General features: G+C 42.8%; 15 protein-coding genes and 1 other RNA gene. 7 read left to right on the top strand and 9 right to left on the bottom strand.

Annotated features, from left to right (window positions below):
* Positions 1-309: 309 nt before the first annotated feature.
* On the bottom strand, positions 310-2,550 hold the full coding sequence (locus ACE1AQ_RS14310; RefSeq protein ID WP_008207075.1) for a glycoside hydrolase: 2,241 nt from the start codon (positions 2,548-2,550) through the stop codon (positions 310-312).
* Positions 2,551-2,886: 336 nt separating this feature from the next.
* Between ACE1AQ_RS14310 and ACE1AQ_RS14305 the strand changes: the two genes are divergently transcribed.
* Both ACE1AQ_RS14305 and ACE1AQ_RS14300 read left to right on the top strand, forming a co-directional pair.
* A complete protein-coding gene (locus tag ACE1AQ_RS14305; RefSeq protein WP_008207074.1) occupies positions 2,887-3,180 on the top strand; it encodes a hypothetical protein in 294 nt (97 codons plus the stop codon).
* A gap of 87 nt (positions 3,181-3,267) precedes the next feature.
* A complete protein-coding gene (locus ACE1AQ_RS14300; protein ID WP_008207073.1) occupies positions 3,268-4,338 on the top strand; it encodes a WD40 repeat domain-containing protein in 1,071 nt (356 codons plus the stop codon).
* A gap of 16 nt (positions 4,339-4,354) precedes the next feature.
* Here ACE1AQ_RS14300 and rnc read toward each other — a convergent pair whose 3' ends face one another.
* On the bottom strand, positions 4,355-5,059 hold the full coding sequence (gene rnc / locus ACE1AQ_RS14295; protein WP_008207072.1) for a ribonuclease III: 705 nt from the start codon (positions 5,057-5,059) through the stop codon (positions 4,355-4,357).
* A gap of 228 nt (positions 5,060-5,287) precedes the next feature.
* Between rnc and ACE1AQ_RS14290 the strand changes: the two genes are divergently transcribed.
* Positions 5,288-5,425, top strand: a complete 138-nt coding sequence (locus tag ACE1AQ_RS14290) for a hypothetical protein (RefSeq protein ID WP_002792709.1) — start codon at positions 5,288-5,290, stop codon at positions 5,423-5,425.
* An 81-nt stretch (positions 5,426-5,506) separates the two neighbouring features.
* Here ACE1AQ_RS14290 and ACE1AQ_RS14285 read toward each other — a convergent pair whose 3' ends face one another.
* The 4 genes from ACE1AQ_RS14285 to rnpB all read right to left on the bottom strand — a co-directional run bounded on the left by ACE1AQ_RS14285 (position 5,507) and on the right by rnpB (position 8,631).
* Complete coding sequence (locus ACE1AQ_RS14285; RefSeq protein WP_008207071.1) at positions 5,507-5,929, bottom strand: type II toxin-antitoxin system VapC family toxin; 423 nt, start codon at positions 5,927-5,929, stop codon at positions 5,507-5,509.
* Positions 5,913-6,137, bottom strand: a complete 225-nt coding sequence (locus ACE1AQ_RS14280; RefSeq protein ID WP_002792717.1) for a hypothetical protein — start codon at positions 6,135-6,137, stop codon at positions 5,913-5,915. Before ACE1AQ_RS14280 ends, ACE1AQ_RS14285 begins: the two co-directional genes overlap by 17 nt.
* A 96-nt stretch (positions 6,138-6,233) precedes the next feature.
* On the bottom strand, positions 6,234-7,754 hold the full coding sequence (locus ACE1AQ_RS14275) for a protein kinase (protein ID WP_232306251.1): 1,521 nt from the start codon (positions 7,752-7,754) through the stop codon (positions 6,234-6,236).
* Between the two features lie 364 nt (positions 7,755-8,118).
* Positions 8,119-8,631: RNase P RNA component class A (gene rnpB / locus ACE1AQ_RS14270), an RNA gene on the bottom strand.
* Between the two features lie 279 nt (positions 8,632-8,910).
* Here rnpB and ACE1AQ_RS14265 point away from each other — a divergent pair.
* Complete coding sequence (locus tag ACE1AQ_RS14265; protein WP_008207069.1) at positions 8,911-9,738, top strand: alpha/beta fold hydrolase; 828 nt, start codon at positions 8,911-8,913, stop codon at positions 9,736-9,738.
* Here ACE1AQ_RS14265 and ACE1AQ_RS14260 read toward each other — a convergent pair.
* The gene (locus tag ACE1AQ_RS14260) at positions 9,716-10,870 is read right to left on the bottom strand and encodes a histidine kinase (protein WP_008207068.1); all 1,155 of its coding nucleotides are present in this window, start codon (positions 10,868-10,870) and stop codon (positions 9,716-9,718) included. The two genes, ACE1AQ_RS14265 and ACE1AQ_RS14260, sit on opposite strands and share 23 nt — an antisense overlap.
* Before the next feature lie 147 nt (positions 10,871-11,017).
* Here ACE1AQ_RS14260 and ACE1AQ_RS14255 point away from each other — a divergent pair, with 147 nt between their 5' ends.
* Entirely contained in the window at positions 11,018-12,607 is a 1,590-nt protein-coding gene (locus ACE1AQ_RS14255) for a glycoside hydrolase family 57 protein (RefSeq protein WP_008207066.1), read from the top strand.
* Positions 12,608-12,880: 273 nt separating this feature from the next.
* Here the strand turns inward: ACE1AQ_RS14255 and ACE1AQ_RS14250 are convergent, their stop codons facing one another.
* The gene (locus ACE1AQ_RS14250; protein WP_374808628.1) at positions 12,881-14,389 is read right to left on the bottom strand and encodes a serine/threonine-protein kinase; all 1,509 of its coding nucleotides are present in this window, start codon (positions 14,387-14,389) and stop codon (positions 12,881-12,883) included.
* 435 nt (positions 14,390-14,824) lie between these two features.
* On the opposite strand from ACE1AQ_RS14250, the gene cruF reads away from it, so the two are divergent.
* Positions 14,825-15,739 carry a gamma-carotene 1'-hydroxylase CruF gene (gene cruF, locus ACE1AQ_RS14245; RefSeq protein ID WP_008207062.1) on the top strand — a complete coding sequence of 305 codons (915 nt, stop codon included), beginning with the start codon at positions 14,825-14,827 and terminating at the stop codon, positions 15,737-15,739.
* A 1-nt stretch (position 15,740) separates the two neighbouring features.
* On the top strand, positions 15,741-16,928 hold the full coding sequence (cruG, locus tag ACE1AQ_RS14240) for a 2'-O-glycosyltransferase CruG (protein WP_008207061.1): 1,188 nt from the start codon (positions 15,741-15,743) through the stop codon (positions 16,926-16,928).
* Positions 16,929-17,090: 162 nt separating this feature from the next.
* On the opposite strand, the gene ACE1AQ_RS14235 is transcribed toward cruG, so the two are convergent.
* The gene (locus ACE1AQ_RS14235) at positions 17,091-20,351 is read right to left on the bottom strand and encodes an N-6 DNA methylase (RefSeq protein WP_253257747.1); all 3,261 of its coding nucleotides are present in this window, start codon (positions 20,349-20,351) and stop codon (positions 17,091-17,093) included.
* Between the last annotated feature and the right edge of the window lie 126 nt (positions 20,352-20,477).

Here is a 20,477-nt window from a genome sequence, read left to right as displayed (position 1 = left end):
GCTCTTCTAGGTTCTGTGTGATAAGTTTAACTTACATAGGATCGATCTTTGTGTCCTCTGTGTCTCTGTGGTTCCTTCCACTCCCTCGCTCTTAAGGAATGTATCTTAGAATACATTTTACCCACCAAATCCAAGAGAGCCAAAAACTTTTTGCCGCAAACCCTAAGTAGGAGAATTGCCAGATCCTGTCTTTTGCACGAGTGCCTGTTGCCTCTTGCCTTCAGAAGCTGATAACTGATAACTGATAACTGATAACTGATAACTGATCACTGATCACTGATAACTGATAACTGATAACTGATAACTGATTTAAGGTCTTTGCAGGAAGATTAATTCTTCAACGGGGAGGAAATCATAGTATTGACCTTGATTGGCTAAAACTGCGATTAAATGGAGACGATCATCGGGTTCAATGTGTAATCCTTCCCAGGGGACAGCAATTTCCAAACATTGATTAAAAGAAGCTTTGGCATTACTAGGAACTCGCTGCCAAGTAAAATATTCTTGAGCGACTTCTAACCAAGTAAATTCCGTGATTAAATTAACCCCTAGATGATGATGATAACCGTAATTGAGGGGCGATCGAGGGGGAATATCTGCTAGGGGAATTGGACTTTGCAGACGATGCACTTCATCATAATACCAGTATAAATGCACTTCTGCGGGAATTTCTTCTCCTAATTTTGCCCCTGGTTTCCAATCGAAACGCAGATAAAAATTGAGGTGATCCCAACCGAAAAAGAGCTTTTGTACTAAGGAAGTCCGGTGCATTGTACCACTGGTGCCGCCAATTTCGATCCGTCCGGCTTTATCCCAATCCTGTTCGTCCCCAAAACCGTCGATAATGGGGTGAATGAAAGCCATCGGACGATTACCTTGTTTATCCCCGTGTTCTTCCACCGGTTCGAGCAAATAGGAGGGAATTGGCTCATTTAAAGCTTGATAAAGAGCGATCAGGTGTTCGCGGAAAAGTTGGTCAAAAATTGCGTCATGATTGGAGGAATGGCCATAACCAAACCACCAAAACCAATCGGAACCCTCGGCTGCATACAATGCTTCCCACGCATCCGGGTTATTATCTTCCGTCGCTTCGGGGTGATTAGCCAGGGTTTGACGGGCTAAAATTAGATATTCCCAAGCTTTATTTTTAGCGGGATCGCCGATCCAAGTGGTAAAATTGGCATCGATCCAAGAGCCGCTATGAAGTTTATTGACAGGAATTTTGGCATTAGCGGGAAAGCGATCGAGATATTCGGAGACGGTGACTAATTCGATCGCTTGGTGGTCGCTTAAAAGTTGATAAAGGTTCTCTAGGAAGGGTAAACCGTCTTGATGATAGTTTTCCCAGCAGTTTTCGCCATCTAGCGCAATGGTAACTAACCAGGGTTTTTCTAGCGTCGTGGTTTCTGCGTTAGTTTTCAGTTGTTCGGCGATCGCTTCTAGGTGTTTAACTAAGTCTGTAGCGGCCTCGGTTGCTTTCATGCCACTATAGCTAAATCCGATCAGATCCGAGAGACGATGATCGCGGAAAACCATCGATAAATTGCCGTTGCTAGTTTCCAGACGGTAGGGACGATAAAGCAATTCCGGTTCGCTAATATTGCCCTTTTCGTCGCGATGAAAGTAATGTCCCAGGGACGAACCTAACACCCCCTCATCGGAACATAACCACTGAAAACCCTGTTTAGCGACCGCGGGGAGAATCGCAGGACTAACGGATTGTTCCGAGGGCCAAAGTCCTCGAGGATGTTTATCAAAGCGATCGATATAGATTTGCCAAGCTTTCTGGAGATGGCGGGAAATATCTTCAGGATAGTGGAAATATTGGCGAGGAAGGGTCATATTCGGCACTGCTACCCGGCCGGCTTCCGAGTTGGCCAGCAGGGGTAAAATTGGATGGGTGTAGGGACTGGTAATGATTTCTAGTTGTCCGGTTTCCTGCATTAACCGGTGTTGCGGCAAGATACGACGCAGAATTTGACGCTGTTTGGAGATAATTCGCTGGCGATCGCTTAAAGTGAAGTTTTTTCCCTGTTCTAACCAGGCAGCGATTTCCGGGTCACTGTGAAAGATAGGATCGATCCAAGCCAGGTTATGCCAAGCCAAGAGATCGCTATAATCTTGCAGATGCCAATGACTAATACACCAACTATGACCGTTTTCTTGACGCTGTGCGTATAATTGGGCGTAACGGGGGTGCGGATCGATCAGGGTACGATGGTTAGCATCGAAAAAGTGTTCGAGGATAAAGTGTTTTTGTGCCAGGGTTAACTGCGCTTCTGGGGTGACGGTGAGGGCAAGATAGGGGTCTATAGCTAGTCCGTTGACGTAATCCTCTAATTGCAGGATTAAAGAGGGGACAAGGTTGACAGTTTGATGTAATTTGGGAAAACGTTCTAGAATCAGGATTAAATCGAGATAATCTTTCACTCCATGCAGTCGCACCCAGGGTAAGCGATATTGTCCCGAAGCATCGGTGCGAGTTTGACAGGATTTGTAGAGGGGTTGGTGTTGATGCCAAATAAAAGCGACGTAGAGAGGATAGGCCATGATAATACCGAGGAAAAGTGCATACAACAGGCTGTTTAGCCGTTATTTGGATGATAATGGACAATAACGCCCATTATAGATTCTTAAAAGTTGATTTTGGTCACTACCATAATCCTATCAACGGGTTTTGAGAGGGTATCGTCTCTTTGCATTTGTTAAAGGATCCGATTCTCTGGGGGTGATTATTTGCAGTTCAGCAGTAGAATCCCTAATATTATTTTTCTTACTGATTACTGATTACTGCTCACTGAAAAACCCCCCATCACCTGATCGACAACATTTTTTAGGATGATAGGATAAGCTGGAATTATCGAAACCGTAGAAATAATAGATAAAATGAGTAATCTCCTCTGGCCGCGTTTTCTCAAGAAAGCTTACCGTCAAGAACCAATAACCAGCTTTATCTTTACCGCAGCGGCAGTAGATGTCATCATCGGGGTTCTAGGACAAAGATGGACACTGCTATCTTTAGGGGCAACGATTATGGCGATCGCTATCCTCACCAGGTGGCAACAGAGCCAAAAAACTGAGGCAATCAACCAAGAAGAAGCAGCAAGATACTATTTACCGCCCCAATCGGGTCAAGTGGCTTTACCAAACCTGAAAAACGAAAAAAATCGACCTTCTTAGCTCAAAAATCTCACCTTGCTTGGCAATCAATCTCCTCAAAGGCTAGAATCTATAGCACGGTTCATTGGTTAATATTCAACTAAATTTATGAAATTCCGATTTACGGGTGGGGAGAAACTTGTCGGGGCAATTGTGGTCAGTGTCTTAACCACGCTGACAATCGGGCAACATCAGCTTAGTCAGGCCCAAAGTCCTATTGCTCCCCCTAAACCCGCGGCTGCAAGTGGCCAAAAAACCCCAGAAACTATCCTAGTAGAAGGTTTAGGCAGACTTACCCTCGCTAAAACCCTAGAAGGGCAACAATCCACCCCTAATGCTGTGATTTTCAGTCCCGATAACCAATTTGTTCTCGCTGGTGGTAGTGATACGGATCCTCTCCTGAGAATTTGGTCGGTAAAAACAGGGCAAAAAGTTTCCCAAACTCGCGCCCAAAGAACCAGCGTCAAAGCTTTAGCTATTAGTCCCAACGAAAGATTATTAGTTAGTAGCGGTTCAGATGGTTCTATTAATTTTTGGAATCTGGTGGAAGGCAAGTATTTAGGAATTGCCCTCGAACACGGCAATACGGTCCTCGCCCTCACCGTTACTCCCGATGGTAAAACGTTAATTAGTGGTGGTTTGGAAGGAATTCGCCTCTGGACAGTGCAACCCCCCCGCCGTCCCCTCTATCGTTTAAATTGGGTGGGTAATTTTGTTTATTCCCTAGGGGTGAAATCCGATGGTTTCACCCTTGCCAGTGGTCATGAAAACGGTGAGGTACATTTTTGGGACATCCGCGAGGGCAAATTTTTGTCAAAATTTGCTGCCCATCCCCAAGCGGTGAGCAAGCTTTTATACAGTCCCGACGGTAAAAATTTAATTACCGGTAGTTTAGACCGCTCGATTAAAATCTGGGATACGAGCAATAATAAGTTATTATTTACCCTCATCGGTCATACGAACCGAATCCGTTCCCTCGCGCTCCATCCTAACGGACAAATTCTCGCTAGTGCTAGTAATGACGGTGTGCGTTTATGGGATGTGACCACGGGTAAACAGTTGGCCTGGTTTGATAATAATTCCGACTGGGTGGAATCCCTAGCTTTTAGTCCCGATGGGCAGTATTTGGCTAGTGGTAATTATGATTTTAAAATTCGCCTCTGGCAATTCGTCCGTTAGGCAAAAATGCCCCCATTTAGCCTTTAACCACTTCTAGAAAAGCTGATTTAGCCGCTGCCTGTTCCGCCGCTTTTTTGCTTCTGCCAGTTCCCACTCCTAATTTCTGCTCATTTAACCACACTTCCGCACAAAAACGCTCTTGATCTAAACCATTGATTTCTTTAACTAAATATTGCGGCAGTTTTTTGTATTTTGCTTGTGTCCACTCCTGCAAGGCATCCTTATAATTCTGTCGGGCCGGATCTCGACGAATTTCGGCCGCTTTTTCCCTTAGTGGTTCATCTAGCCAAGAACGCACTAAAACCATAGTCTGTGTACTAAGATATAATGCCCCCAAAACCGCCTCAAAAGCGTCTGCTAGACGGGAAATTCGCCCCGCTTGGTCAATACTTGTACTACTTGATACCAACAAATAACGCTCGAAACCGTAGCGATCCGCAAATTCCGCCAGAGTGCGATCGCTAACCATCATTGATCGCAGGGCGGCAAATTCTCCCACTAGGGCCTCCGGATAGGTTTCTAACAATACCTCCGCCGCCACCAGTCTTACCACAGAATCGCCCACAAATTCCAATTGTTCATAATTCTGATCACGGGAAATACTGGGATGAGTTAGAGCTAAATCTAATAAATCCCACCTGACGGGGACATCAGCCGATAAACCCAGCTTTTCCACTAGGGTTTTTAATTGTTTTTGGCGACGCGGATCACTTAAGGACATGGGAGCGGGGAGAAGGGGTGTGGGGGAGAGGGGAGAGGGGAGAGAGTGAGTTTCTCTGTTTGTTTTGTAACGTCCTCATACCCAGTTTAAATGCACAACAGCTTATCTCATCTGTAGCGTTATACTCAAAGAAGGATTACCTTTACCAACAGTCTAGAAAAACCTCACAGAGAATTTCTCAACCGTTATCAAAAATACGGCTTTAAAGATGCTAATGAGATAGTGAGAGTGGCTCTAGAGCGATTTCAACTAGAACTAGAGGCTCAGGACTTACAAGAATCAGCAAATCTGTATGCAGCAATTTATCAACAAGATGAAGAATTACAGCAACTTACCGAATCAGCTTTAGTAGGATGGACAGCATAATAAATCTCAAGCGAGGACTGATTATTGAGGTAAATCTAGAGCCAACTACAGGTTCAGAAACTGGGAAAATCAGACCTTGTATTAATCTACCCAATTTTCTAAGGATAAATGAGGAATTTGTCTAAAATGTCGCAGATTTCTGGTTACTAACCTAGCTTGATTAGCTAATGCGATACTAGCAATTAATAGATCGGCTCTGCCAATTTTTTGGATTTTAGAAACACTTCGTAAACGGTCAAATTGATTAGCAGCATCTCCATCAATTAAAATTACAGGAAGTTGATTCAGTAGGACTTCTGAACGACAAAAAAGTTTTTGTGCTTTCAATAAATCACTTCCTGAAAAAGCTTTAAGTAGATAATCTATCCTTCCCTGCAAAATTTCAATCTTGGTGACAATCGCAATGGCGACTTCCTCATCCTGTAAGCTTTCTAACCGATTAATAACGTTAGTATTACCTGCGTGGAGATGAGTTAAAGTATCCGTGTCAAGAATATACATCATCTTCAGTTTCTGAACGTCCTCTAGCTTGGTAAATAGAGTCTCTTAGGTCAGCAAGAGAGCTATCATCCCTTAAAGCACCTGCTTGTTGCAGAAAAACAGTTTTACTCTTTGGGGAAGAGTTAGGAAGGGACGGAGGATTAAAGGCTTTCGTCTCTTGCTCTAATAAAATATCACTGTTTAATTTTTCTGATTTTGGTTTAACTGTCATAATTGCTCCTGATTATTTATTAATATTTTATCATAAATTTATTGCTAACTACAAGAGTCAAAGCTTTATTTTTGGTAATTTTCAAAATTTGGCGAATTAAAGCTTGACAGGATAAGTATTAACTTGCCAATTGCTTGTAGCTACAGGACAAGCTAAACCCAAATTAGTAATATTCCATTGGATAAAAGCATTATCGTTATTTTTCCAAGTAATCTTAACTGTGCCGACACAGTTACCTGCATTTCCAGATAGGTTAAAATTTCCTTGTAGGGTATCTCCAGTTGTACAACCTTCTGTTTGGGGAGCAGGAATCGTAATTGTTCCTGTAAATGGTGGTTTACCATATCCAAAAACAGTTTCAACTAAACTGAGTGTACTACTACCAAAACAAATTTTATTTAAGTTTGCAATTGTAGTTAAATTACTTTGAGAACGCCAAATTAAGCTTGTTTGCTCAGAAGAAGAGGGGATAGTTTCAGTTGGTTTAAGTTTTTCTTGTTGAAGTTGACGCTGTTTTTCAGCTAATTCTTCTTGGTTTTGTTCAAGCTGACGTTGTTTTTCATCTAGCTGTCGTTGCCTTTCCGCTAATTCTTGCTCTTGTTGTTTGGCTTGATTAGTCTGTTCTGATTGAATTTCAGAGATTCTTTCTTCTAATTTTTGTTGTTGTTTTTTAGAGAAGAAAGTCCAGCCAGCTAAGAAAGTAATACCTATTGTTACAGCAGCAATAGTAATTTTTATCCAGTCATTTTTCAGAATCACGTTGCCTTGTTGAGATGAAGGGAAAGAAAGTTCAGTTGGCGTTACTCTCGGCTGTCCCTGTAGCGCCTGTCTCATCATTTGAGCAGTTGTAAATCTTTGATTTGCTTGCGATTTAATAGCTTTATCAATTGCATTGGCTAGAGTTGGACTAACATTTAAAGCATATTGTCGCCAGATAATTTCTCCAGTAAGCGGTTCGGTTTCTAATTCTTCAGGTATTCTCCCTGTTAATAAATAAATTGCTGTTAAACCAAGAGCATATAAATCACTGGAAAAAACTGGTCTTCCTATTGATTGTTCTGGAGGCATGAACCCCGGTGTTCCAATTACAATAGAACTGGTGGAATTACCCCTAGGAGACATCACTGTACCTATTGCTTCTTTAATAGCACCGAAGTCAATTAAAATTGGCATTTGATCGTGGTGACGAATAATAATATTATCTGGTTTAATATCTCGGTGAATAATCCGTTTACTTTGAATATATTCCAATAGGACTAAAAGCTTTAGTAAAATTCTTTTAACAAAGGTTTCTTCTTGTTTTCCTTGGCTCTTAACTAAACTAGATAAAGTCTGTCCCTGAATATATTCTTGAACCAAATAAAACTGTCCCTGATCCTCAAAATAAGCAAACAATGTGGGAATTTGATCATGACTATTTCCTAAATCTTCTAAAATCACTGCTTCTCTTTGAAAGCGCTCTTTGACCAGTTGATAGACCTGTGGGTTATTGTGCATGGGCCGCAGTTGTTTAATTACACAGGTGCGACCTGATGGTAAATGGGTATCTTCCGCAAGAAAGGTATCGCCAAATCCCCCACTTGCTAATTGTCGAATAATTCGATAGCGATTAGCCAATAGACTTTGCCTCATTTTTTGAACAGAATGTCAAGTTTTGTTAAGAGATTCAATATTGCTGGTACTTACCCATTGACCAATATTTTAGCCTAAGATATCCTAAAGAACCAAAAATACCCCAGACTTACTTAAGTGCGACACACCATTATATCTCTAGCTCACGGTAGCGGCGGTCAAGCGATACGGGATTTGATCAATTACCTAACCGTTAGCGGTGCAATCCCCCTCTAAGCTAAGAAGCATTTAAATTGGTAGTTGAGGTTCCAGGGGAGATGGGAGCAGGGAGCGGGGGAGCAGGGGAGAATAAATAAAAATAATCTCCTGAATACTGAATACTGAATACTGATAACTGATAACTGATAAAGGAGAGAGTCAGACATAAGCCGAATTCTGTATTTCCCAACAGCAGTAAAATTGCTTTTACCTTTGTTGGAATAGAGGTTATCTATCTGGGATAATTGTTACCAATTATCTCAAGCGGTTCCTAAGAACGGGACAGGAAAAAGACCAACCTTTGTCCCTCCACCTTGCTCCCCACCGGGGTTTACCGAGCCAGTACCTCTCAATACTGCTGGTGCGCTCTTACCGCACCTTTGCACCCTTACCCCCAATCAGTTATCAGTTATCAGTTATCAGTGGAAAGTTATCAGTGAAAAGTTATTAGTTATCAGTGAATTTACTTTCGTTACTGATCACTGTTTACTGGACGGCTACGCCGTGCCTTTGGCAACACTAAAAAAAGGGGGCGGTATTTTTCTGTGGCACTATCCTCACGCTCGCGCGCACTGGACGTTATCCAGCAAGTGTGGTCTTTCGGGAGTTCGGACTTTCCTCGGAATCATTGATCAAATGATTCCGCAACCTCTAGACCAACTCTCTCCTATTCTCTAGTTTGACATACCAGAGACTCGATCGCTCATATATCCTAGTCAATAATCAGTGATCAGTAAACGGTGAACAGTGAAAAGACAGCAGGAAACTGCTATTTAATACTGCTCGCTTAATAAGTAGTCGTGCAAAATTAATTTCCTAGCGAAGATAGGCAAGAGGCAAGAGGCAAGAGCGGGGTTAGATGTGTGTAATTAATTTTGCTTAGGTACTTACATACTGCTCACTTAAAACTCAAATCTGATAACTGATAACTGATAACTGCTCAATGTCGATCGCTCTCAACGTTAAGATCAAAGGTAATGGCTATCCGATCCTCTGTCTGCACGGTCATCCCGGTTCGGCAGCCAGTATGTCTGTATTTACCGATCATTTTTGCCAACGCTGGCAAACCCTGGCCCCGGATCTGCGCGGCTACGGTAAAAGTCGTTATCGCCTGGATTTTCAGCTAGAAGAACATCTAGAGGATTTAATCGAGCTGCTCGATCGCCAAAAAATCCCGCAATGTTTAATTCTCGGTTGGTCTTTGGGGGGTATAATCGCACTGGAATTAGTATTGCGGCATCCCGATCGCTTTCCTGGTTTAATTCTAGTGGCCTCGGCTGCGCGGCCTTGGGGTAGTCATCCTCCTATCACCACCACGGATCTGATTTTGACGGGGATGGCGGCAATTCTCAATCAGATCAAACCGGGATGGCGTTGGAATATTGATACTTTTGCTCGTCGTTCCCTGTTTCAGTACCTTTTTTCACAACATCAAGCGATTTCTTATCAATATCTCGCTCAAGATGCTGTTCTTGCCTACTTAGGCACTTCTCCAGCTGCTAATCGCGCTTTAAATCGGGCTTTAAAAAAAGGTTACAATTGTTTAAAATCTCTTGACAAAATCACAATTCCCTGCTTAGTTCTGGCGGGGGCAAATGATCGCCATATTACCAGTGCCTCGAGCCAAGAAACGGCCGAAAAACTGAAACTGTCTGAGTGGAAATGTTACCCAGATACGGCCCATCTGTTCCCCTGGGAAATCCCCGACTTAGTTTTAGGGGACATTGATAATTGGTTAGCGGAGCATTTTAGCGATAAACTGGCAGGGTGAAGTGAAAACTACTGCCGTGGTCAGGGACACTATCCACCCAAATTTGACCGTAGTGGGCGCGAATAATCTTGCGACAGACCGATAAACCGATGCCATAACCTTCTTTACCCTCATCCCGTTTGAGACGCACATGACCCTCAAAAATATGCTCTTGTTTTTCTTCGGGAATGCCGGGGCCAGTATCACTGATGCTCACTTGTACTTTTTGAGTAGTACGATGGAGGACAGAAAGGGTAATTGCGCCGCCGGTGGGGGTATATTTGATGCCATTCTCCAAGAGATTAATAATCACCTGTCGGATTAACTCCTCATCAGCATAGACGGGGGGCAGATCTTGGGGGATATCGCTTTGGAGAATTAAAGTCTTTTCCTGAAAAGTATCGGTAAATTGAGACAAAATTTCCTGACAGAGGGCTTGCAGATAGAATTTACTCTGGTGGAGAGTGAATTGCGCCGCCATGCTCTTAGAAGCTTGCAGAATATCCGTGATCAAACGGTTCATAATCCGGAACTGTTTGCGGGCCTGTTGGTGCAGTTGTTCTCGTAATTGCAGACTGCGCTCAGTATCTGGTTGATGATAGGCTAATTCTAGGGTTTCCACGGCGATGGAAGCGGCGGTGAGAGGACTGCGTAAATCGTGGGCTAACATAGCCAAAATTTGGTCTTTAAATTTTAATTGTTCTAATAATTCTTCCTTTTCTTGTTTGAGACGAAAAACCTCATCGGCGATGCGGATGAGTTCGCCCGAATGTTCTACCTCTTGAAGTTGTGCATCATCAGCGTGATTATTTTTGACCTCCTCTTTAATCGCTTTTTGCCAGCGTACCAACCATTTTTTAAACTGTTCCACCAGATTACTGCCCGCGAGGGTATGGCGGGGGCCGGGGGCAATTTTGACCAAGGCGGGGGTAGCTACAAGGCGAAAATGTTCGACTAAATGAGGTTGCTGGCGAATTTCGATGATTTGTAGGTCAATTGGGTAATCAGACTTTAAAGACTGGAGATAGGCCTGAATTTGACGGATAATTTCTTGAGAACTGGGACGGTCATCAACAAACAGCAAAAGTTGAATCGAGAGAGGCGTTGTCGTCTCTCTCCCTAAAGCAGTCAGTGGCTCGTTAGATGGGAGCATCGGAAAATTAGTAAACCTAGGGATTGACGGGATTGATCGATCGTCGATCGACTTTTATCATATTCTTTATTGTAGAAGCTTAAGATAGTATAAAATCTACTCAACCTAATCTTAAAGTTTTATTCCTTAATTCTAAGAAGAAATCCTATGGCTTTTGGCTATGTTGCCCTAGTTCTCCACGCTCATCTCCCTTTCGTCCGCCATCCCGAAAGCGATTACGTCCTCGAGGAAGAATGGTTATACGAGGCAATCACAGAAACCTACATCCCTCTCCTGCAAGTTTTTGAAGGTCTCCAACGGGATGGTATCGATTTTAAAATGACCATGAGCATGACTCCGCCGTTGGTGTCGATGCTGCGGGATCCGTTACTGCAAGAGCGTTATGAAGAACACTTAGGTAAGTTAGAAGAATTAATTGCTAAAGAAATCGACCACAATCAACACCATGGGCATATTCGCTACTTAGCCGAATATTACGCTCAATCTTTCCAAAGTATCCGACAAACTTGGGAAAAATACGATCGGGATCTGGTCAAGGCATTTAAACAATTCCTCGACAGTAATAACCTAGAAATTATCACCTGTGGTGCGACTCATGGTTATATGCCCCTGATGAAAATGTACCCACAAGCGGTGTGGGCGCAAATTGAGGTGGCCTGTCAACACTACGAGGAAAATTTCGGTCGTCGTCCCAAGGGCATTTGGTTGCCGGAATGTGCCTACTACGAAGGGGTAGAAAGAATGTTAGCCGATGCAGGCATTCGTTATTTCCTCGTCGATGGCCACGGTATTCTCTACGGTCGTCCTCGCCCCCGTTACGGCAGTTACGCGCCCATTTTCACGGAAACCGGGGTGGCCGCTTTCGGTCGTGACCACGAATCTTCCCAACAGGTGTGGTCTTCCCAAGTCGGTTATCCGGGGGATGTGGTCTATCGGGAATTCTATAAAGATCTGGGCTGGGAAGCGGAATACGAGTATATTAAGCCCTATATCATGCCCAACGGTCAACGCAAGAATATAGGCATTAAATACCACAAAATTACTAGCCGGGACGGTGGTTTATCGGAAAAAGGGCTTTATGACCCCTACTGGGCCAAAGAAAAGGCCGCCGAACACGCGGGCAATTTTATGTATAATCGCGAGCGGCAGGTGGAGAGTTTAGCCGGAATTATGGGCCGTCCTCCCCTGGTGGTTTCTCCCTACGATGCCGAGTTATTCGGTCACTGGTGGTATGAGGGACCCTGGTTTATTGATTTTCTGTTCCGCAAGTCTTGGTATGACCAAAATATCTACCAAATGACCCATTTAGCCGATTATCTCCGGGCTAACCCGACTCAGCAGGTCTGTCGTCCTTCCCAATCCAGTTGGGGTTATAAGGGTTTCCATGAATACTGGCTGAATGAAACTAACGCTTGGATCTATCCTCACCTGCACAAAGGCACGGAACGGATGATTGAATTAAGTCATCACGAAGCGGAGGATGAATTGCAGCAACGGGCTTTAAATCAGGCGGCCCGGGAGTTATTATTGGCGCAATCTTCCGATTGGGCGTTTATTATGCGAACCGGTACAATGGTTCCCTATGCTGTCCGGCGCACTCGTTCCCACCTGCTGCGGTTAAATAAAATCTATGAAGATGTGAAATCCGAGAAGATTGATGCTGGTTGGTTGCAAAAAGTCGAGGAAATCGACAATATTTTCCCCAATATTGATTACCGTGTCTATCGACCCCTGTAATCTGGGTGAATAGATAAAGTTGGCTGAATAAATCTAAAAACCTTGTTGGGTAAGACTTTTAGACTTTTTGTCAATCAAAAAGTACCGGATAGGGGAGTGGTCGGGGGGAAAATTCAGGGACTTTTTCCCTGAAAATTAGGTAATTGACCCCCTCAAAATCGGTGAAACCCTACACCCCCCAACCCCCCCGATGTCGGGGGGGTTGGGGGGCCACACCCTGCCCCCACCAACAAACTTTTTGCCGCAAACCCTAGTTAACGCCTCCCTGATTTTTTAGGGCTGCGCAGCCAGTTCTGAAGCTAATTTGGCCAGAATTTGGGGTTTGAGTTGCTCGAGTTTCCGTTTTAACATCCGCTTGCTAATTTGCGGGTTGCCAACCTGGGCCAATTGACCATCTGTCACCCATTGCTGCAAAATTTGGCATTGATTGGGGAGAATATTAGCGGTGATCACATTTTCACAGATCGGGCTGCCTTCGAGGGGGAAAAATAAAATCCAGTATTGACCGGTTTCGGCGAGGGTTTTGGTAATTTTTTGACCCTGGGGGGTTTTTAAGTCCAAATAACAGGACAACCAGCGAGGCCCCCATTGACGATGATAGAGGACAGTAATCCAGAGAATCATCGGGTGGGGTGCGGGCAAAAAGAGGAATTGATTATAACGGACACTAGCAACCCGGACAGCGATATCCTGTCGATCCAACATTACCCATAAACTGGCAAAAACGCCGTCAGCAGCCTGGAGACAGCGTGGGAAGACGATTTTTTGGCGGGGTTTGTCCTCGGGCCAACTGGACTTGAGACAGATATCCTTGGCATTAGCGGCAGCAACAATGGTTTGATTTAAATCATTAAGGGTTTTGATTTTGGTGCTGTAATCGTCGGTTTTTTTGACTATTTCATTTTTGACTAGGGATTCGAGTCCTTCGAGAAGTTGTAGTATATCTGTAACACTTTCTGGGCGATCGCTGGGTGCTTTGGCCAGGCAGCGCAGGATTAACTGTTCTAATTCTGGCGGTAATTGCAAGCTAGGATTAAAGGGACGGGGTTCGGCGTAGTGGTGAACCTCATACCAACTGCCAAAGGAGGAATTATCGGGAAAAAGGGGCGTTTCTCCCGTGATCATCTCGTACATCATAATCCCAAAACTGTAGATATCGGAACGATGATCGAGTTCTTTACCTTCCATCTGTTCCGGGGAACAATAGGCTAAGGTTCCCATAAAAGATTGGGTTTCCGATTCTCCCGATTGGATGAGTTTAGCGATGCCAAAATCGAGAATTTTCACCAATTCCCCTAATCCTGAGTCCTGAATCACAAGAATATTGCTTGGTTTGATGTCCCGGTGAATAATCGGACACATCTCGCCTTGGAAGATAATACCCTTATGGGCGCATTCCAGGCCGAAACCAATCTGACGGGCGAGATTGAGGAAGCGAGAGAGAGGCAGCGGGTGATATTTGATGATTTCACCCATGCTTTCCCCCTGCAAAAACTCCATGACGTAGAAGGGGACATCCTTTTCATCTACACCATAATCACGAACTTTAACAATATGAATACTTTTTTCGCCTAAAAGTGCCGAAATAGTTGCCTCTCGCTCGAAACGCTCGCGCATTCTTTTGTTGAGGAGAGTTTGCGAGAGGAATTTCACGGCGACGGTTACGCCACCCAATAGTTTATCTTCTGCTCGATATACTTGTCCCATGGCACCGCTACCGATCAACTCGACCAGTTGGTATCGATTGGCAAGTAAGCGCCGATGTCTAGATTCTGCCGACATAGCTAGGCTACCGTTTTAATTTATAGTGAGTCTGATGGAGAGAGTTTTTTTAAGAACCGCTGCAATCCCTATGTGATCGAGAGGACTTAATCTTAGAATGCCCTTTTTTTAGGCTAAAAGCATGGTTGTTAACATATATTTTCAGGCATTTTTAGTCATTGTCTCTCCCATACTTAATTTTTGGGGGTTGAAAAAAAAGAAAAAACTAAGTATAAAGTAGCATAAAATCTCTAAATAGACAATTTAATTGCTTATTATTCCTTCTTAATTCTCCTAACTACTGACTCCTGCCTGCTGACTCCTAAACAACCACCACAGACAAATCCCTAACCCCTGTAAAAGTTTTTTGCCGAAAGTGACCGATCTGCGTAATAATTCTTTAATAAAGATTTGTAAACTTGAAAATGATTATCCTTTCGCAGTGCTAGAGATTTAATGAGACGACTAATTGCGATCGAAAAAGCTCTGCTCATCGGTCATATTGTATCGATGGCTTTTGGACTAGCGGGATTGTTGCTAGTCTTGCCTCATCCCGAATTTGTGGCCAATTTACCAGATTTTGGCAAAACCGCCTTTGCTTGGTCAATGGCCGGGGGGGGTGTGGTGTATATGGTGTTAGGAATGGCAGCGGTGGCTGTTTATGCCTATCGGACTCTAGGAGTGTGGCACTGGTTAGGATTCATGGTTCCCGCTATCAGTTTATCCCTTTGTAGCGAACTATTAGGAACCAGTACCGGCTTTCCTTTCGGTCATTATCGTTATCTTTCGGGCCTAGGTTACAAAATTGCGGGTTTAGTACCCTTTACTATCCCCCTATCTTGGTTTTATCTCGGTTTTAGTGCCTATATCATCGCTCGTGTTGGTTTATCCACTCTTGCTATACCCCAGTGGCTACAAAATCTAGGATCGATCGCTATCGGGGCGGTATTATTAACTTCCTGGGATTTTGTCCTAGATCCGGCCATGAGTCAAACTACCATGCCCTTCTGGATTTGGGAACAACCGGGGGCCTTCTTTGGGATGCCCTATGAAAATTTTGCCGGTTGGTTCGGTACGGGCTGTGTTTTTATGACGGTAGCCACTTTAATCTGGCAAGTGCAACCGGTGAAACTGCCAAGTCAAGATTTAACCCTGCCTTTTGTGATGTATTTGGGTAATTTTGGCTTTGCTACGGTCATGAGTATCGGTGCTGGTATTTATCCGCCGATTTTCTTAGGATTACTCACCGGTATTCTGCCTTTAACACTCCTCTATAATCGCGCCAAGGCTGTTGCTTCCGGGCAAACAGTGGCAACCAGCGAAGTAACAACCCTAAAAATCCCCGTTGTTTCGGTGAGAGGAGCCAAATAAGTTGTTAACTGAGATAATTCTCGGTGCATTCTGCCTGGGGCTACTGCTGTCTCAGGCTGTTGCCTTTTTTATCCTTCTTTCCCGTCTGCTAAAAGGGGCGCGTCGTCGTCCTCCCCTGACTCCCCAACCTCCCACCCCGGAGATGTTAGGGACAGTAAGCGTGATTGTGCCGACGTTAAACGAAGTGGCCAGGATTGACGGTTGTTTACAGGGATTGAGTCAACAGAGTTACGAAGTGCGAGAAATTCTGATTGTCGATAGCAATTCCCAAGATGGTACGCGGGAAAAAGTCAAAGAGATAGCGGCAAAAGACCCCCGCTTTCGCTTGAAAACCGATTATGCTTTGCCTCCCGATTGGGTAGGTCGTCCCTGGGCGTTACACAATGGTTTTTTGTTTAGTTCTCCTAAAAGTGACTGGATTTTGGGCATTGATGCCGATACCCAACCCCAAGCAAATTTAGTGGCTAGTTTAGTCAAAGCTGCGATCGCAGAAGGTTACGATTTAGTTTCCCTGTCGCCGCAATTTATCCTCTCCTATCCGGGAGAATGGTGGTTACAGCCAGCTTTATTGATGACTTTGCTCTATCGCTTTGATGCGGCCGGAGTGCGCGGGCAAGATCCCCAACGAGTCATGGCCAATGGTCAATGTTTTCTCTGCCGGCGGTCAGTTTTAGCGGCTTTAGACGGTTATAGCGGGGCAAAAGGTTCTTTTTGCGATGATGTCACCCTGGCCCGTCTAGCGGCAACGAAAGGCTATCGGGTGGGATTTCTCGATGGGGCGAAGTTGATTCGCGTGCGGATGTACGAAGGACTCAAGGAAACTTGGCGCGAATGGGGCAGATCTCTTGACCTCAAAGATGCCTCCTATCAGGGGCAATTATGGGGCGATTTAGCTTTATTAGCTCTTACTCAGGGATTACCGATAATTATCACCCCTTTACTGCTCACAGCTTTGATTTTTGGCTACAATTTCCTGAGTTTAAAAATTGTCTTGACTTTAAACCTGCTGCTGTTATTGATTCGTTTTGCCCTTTTATTGGCTGTCTCTCCTAGTTACTATCGGGGCGAAAAAGTCAATCTATCTTCGGGATTATTTTGGCTATCTCCCCTCGCGGATCCGCTGGCAGTTATCCGCATTTTTATCTCTGCTTTTACCCGTCCCCAAAGTTGGCGCGGTCGAGTGTATTAAAAATATGGCTCTCTTAGGTTTGGTGGGTAAAATGGATTCTAAGATACAGTCCTGCTGGCGAGGGAGTGGAAGGAACCACAAAGACACAGAGGACACAAAGATCGATCATATTGTAAGTTAAACTGATCACACAGAACCTAGAAGAGCCGATAAATTAGGCTTTTAGTCATCACCTAAAATCATGGCTTCGACTTCCTGTTTAGCTTTTTCTAGGTCGTCTTTGGCTTGTTGTTGGAGTTGTTTGGCTTGATTACGAATTGCCGTGATATGCTCACTAATTTCGATTTGTTTTTCAAGAGGAGGGATAGGGACAAGGATATGCTGTATATCTTTGGGGTAGATATGCGATGTCTGACCCGTTTTTTCTCGATTTAGCAAGTCTTTATACAATTTAGTTTTCAACAAAGAAAAAAGATACATTGAATGACATCTATTGGGATCGACTCTCACGCAAATTAATTCACCAACAAATGAGGTGCTGTCTATGGGTTTACTATCAAGATATTTTATAGAGCGGCCTACATAATGAGCTTGATGGGCTGCGGATAAAATAAAAATATCAAATTTTTTAGCTTGTAAGTTTTTCTGGGATTTTGTAAAATCTACTTTATCTAGTGCAATAAAATCACCGTTATAACTACCTGCTTTGATGATAGGATATAGCGTTGTTTCCTCAGCGTATTCTGAACTTGCTGGAGTATGACCATTTTTTATTAAAGTTGTCACTTCTCTCATTTTTTCTACATTAAAGGAACTTGACAAAATCACATTCTCAAGATTTTTAAAATAACGTTGAAAATAATCTGGATCAAACCTATCGCCTGATACCTCGCTTAAGTTACGGATAAAAATTCGGTTTTGAATAGTGTTTTCTTCGGGTTCGGGTAACTCAATCCCCAACTCCCCTAACAGATAATCATCAATACTATCTAGTAATCGCTGTGCTTCCAGTTCTTTTTGTTTTTTTGAAAGATAACTTTTATCAAGAAAATCAACTATTTCTAATTGTTTTTTAATAGATGGTAAAAATATGTGAATCTCTGATATTTCTTCATTATTTAAGTTATTTTGAGCAGTTCCTTTACCAATAAATTCAATTTGAACTCTTGTTATATTTAAATCAAACATATAACAAAAATATTTCTTATTTATAACTGACCAATCTAATTTTAGTGTCACCAATGCTGAATTTAAGTTGGCTTCAGAAATATGATCGGGAATTATTGAAACTGTTCCAAGGTTTTCTTTTGTTCCACTAATTGCAAAAACTACATCTCCAGCAGTAACTTGCGATCTTTTAAGAGTATTTTCATGGACATATCTAGTTATGTATTTAACATCTTCTAAATTTATAGTATGCTCTTTAAGATTGTTTACACGAAGAAAATAGACCCCATTTTGATAATCATCTGTATAAAAACCATCACGGGGTCCATCTCCTCGATTCCAAGATAATATTAATCTTCCAATCCTATTAAATAATGGATTATTTATTAACTTTTTCCTTATCGACAAAAAATCTGGCCTGTGGTAATAAGGATCAATTCTAGCAATAAGATTGAAAAAATTGACGAAAAATACCTTATTCTTATCCACATCAAGACTTAAAAAAAAACCATCCTTACCTGACTCTATCGACTCAATAAACCGCGCAAGCTCCCGACCAATAAAATCTAACTCATTATTATTAGTTGATTTACCCGTTGCATCATAACCAATATCTTCAGCAATTGCCATAAAAATCGGATAATCTTCGATTACCTTTTGCTTTTCCTCCCCATACTTATCACTCAAAGACTCCTTTAACGCCTCAATTTGGTCATTATATTCCGCCGTGACCGACTTTTTCCACTCCTTATAAAGCTCCGAATCCGTCAACGCTTTACCAGACAAATTTTGAGCATTATCAAAACCTCGTAACTCCTTTAAATGCCGCTTCTTATTATTTTCAATCTTATCCAATAACTTTAAATAATCATTGCCTTGCTTAATTTGATCCTGTAAAGTCAGTTTAGCCTGTTGAATACTTTCCGTTACTGCTTGCGAATGCTTCTTCAAAAATAAAACCGAACTTTTAACCCCCGCTCCCGTTGCCGAAAAAGCCGTCTGAGGCATCGAAACCACCGCCACAATGCGATATTTTTCCTCGATTCCCTCCCTGACATACTGCAAACTTGAATTAGTCAAAATACCATCAGGAACCACCATCGCTAAATAGCCACCTTCCTTTAAAAAACGATGACATTGCTCAAGAAATAAAACTTCTGTACTTTGGCTATCCCGCTCCGTTGTTCTACTTTTAGGATTTAACCAATCTACCGCCTTCATCGCAAAGCTATATTGGGATATATAAGCCTGTTCCGTTTGTTTAATAACCGAACCAAAAGGCGGATTAGTAATAACAAAATCAAAGCGATTATATGTAAAGCCTTTATTTTCTGTCCGTTTAATTAAATCTTCACTATCGCGTAAACCATCCGCCGCAATTACATTGGTATGACCATCATCATGGATAATCATATTCATTTTGGCAACCCGGGCAATCTGTTCATTAATTTCAATGCCAAACAAATTACTCTGAGCAAAATTATGCCAATGCTGATAATGTTTGTTATATTCTTTCGGATCCGTTTTATAATTGGGATAGTATTCATTGGCCTCCCTACGAACCTTCTCTAACGCATGAAGCAGAAAACCACCGCTTCCACAAGATGTGTCTAAAACTAAAGAATTGTGCTGGATGGGTAGCACATCCACAATAAACTTAACAATTGGTCGAGGTGTAAAATACTGCCCAAAATCTCCGCGAAAAAATGACCCCATAAACGTCTCAAAAGCGCGACCCTTACTATCTAAGTCTGTTTCGCCTAAATTAATACTTTCTAAATAACCCACCACCGTCCGCAACTTCTCTGGACTTAAGCGAATATCATCTTTAAAAACTTCTGCATCTGCTCGACGGCCTTCTTCATATAAAGCCTTAATGCGCTCACTTAATTGCTTATTTTCCCGTTGTTTTCTTTCCTCCTCTTTTTCATTAGCTTTAGGTGCAACACTAAAGATCTGAAAATCGTAGGGTTCCCCTACCTTGCGAGCTTTCTTTTCATCCCAAATTTTACAAAAAATTAGCTTATCTAACTCGTCAAAAGCTTCCGAGGGATTCAACTCTCCCCCTCCCCATAAGGATTGATGAGCCTGCTTAAAACGACGGGTTAACTCATCCTCTGTAACTACTGTTAACTCAAATAACTTTTGTCCATTAGAAATACCACCACCTTTAGCATATTTAAAACGCGCTAATGTTTCCACTCCCGATTGTGGAATATCCGTGATAGTAATTCTTTCCTTTGGCTTTTCTGTTGGTACTTGATAATATTCATCTTTAATACCGGAAGTTATCCAAACATATTGGGAGCATCTCACCTTTGCAATAAGTAGAAATGCTTAATGAGATCAATAAAAAAGTTAAAAAAGGCAACCATTTAGATAAGCACAGCGATGACGAAGGACTTGCGGTACATTACAAGATTGCCAACTTGCACCAGTAAT

It is taken from the genome of Microcystis sp. BLCC-F209, from assembly GCF_041928595.1.
Classification (GTDB): Bacteria; Cyanobacteriota; Cyanobacteriia; order Cyanobacteriales; family Microcystaceae; genus Microcystis.
The sequence above is the reverse complement of the archived record's forward strand: the minus strand, read 5'-3'. Positions and strand labels throughout refer to the sequence as shown.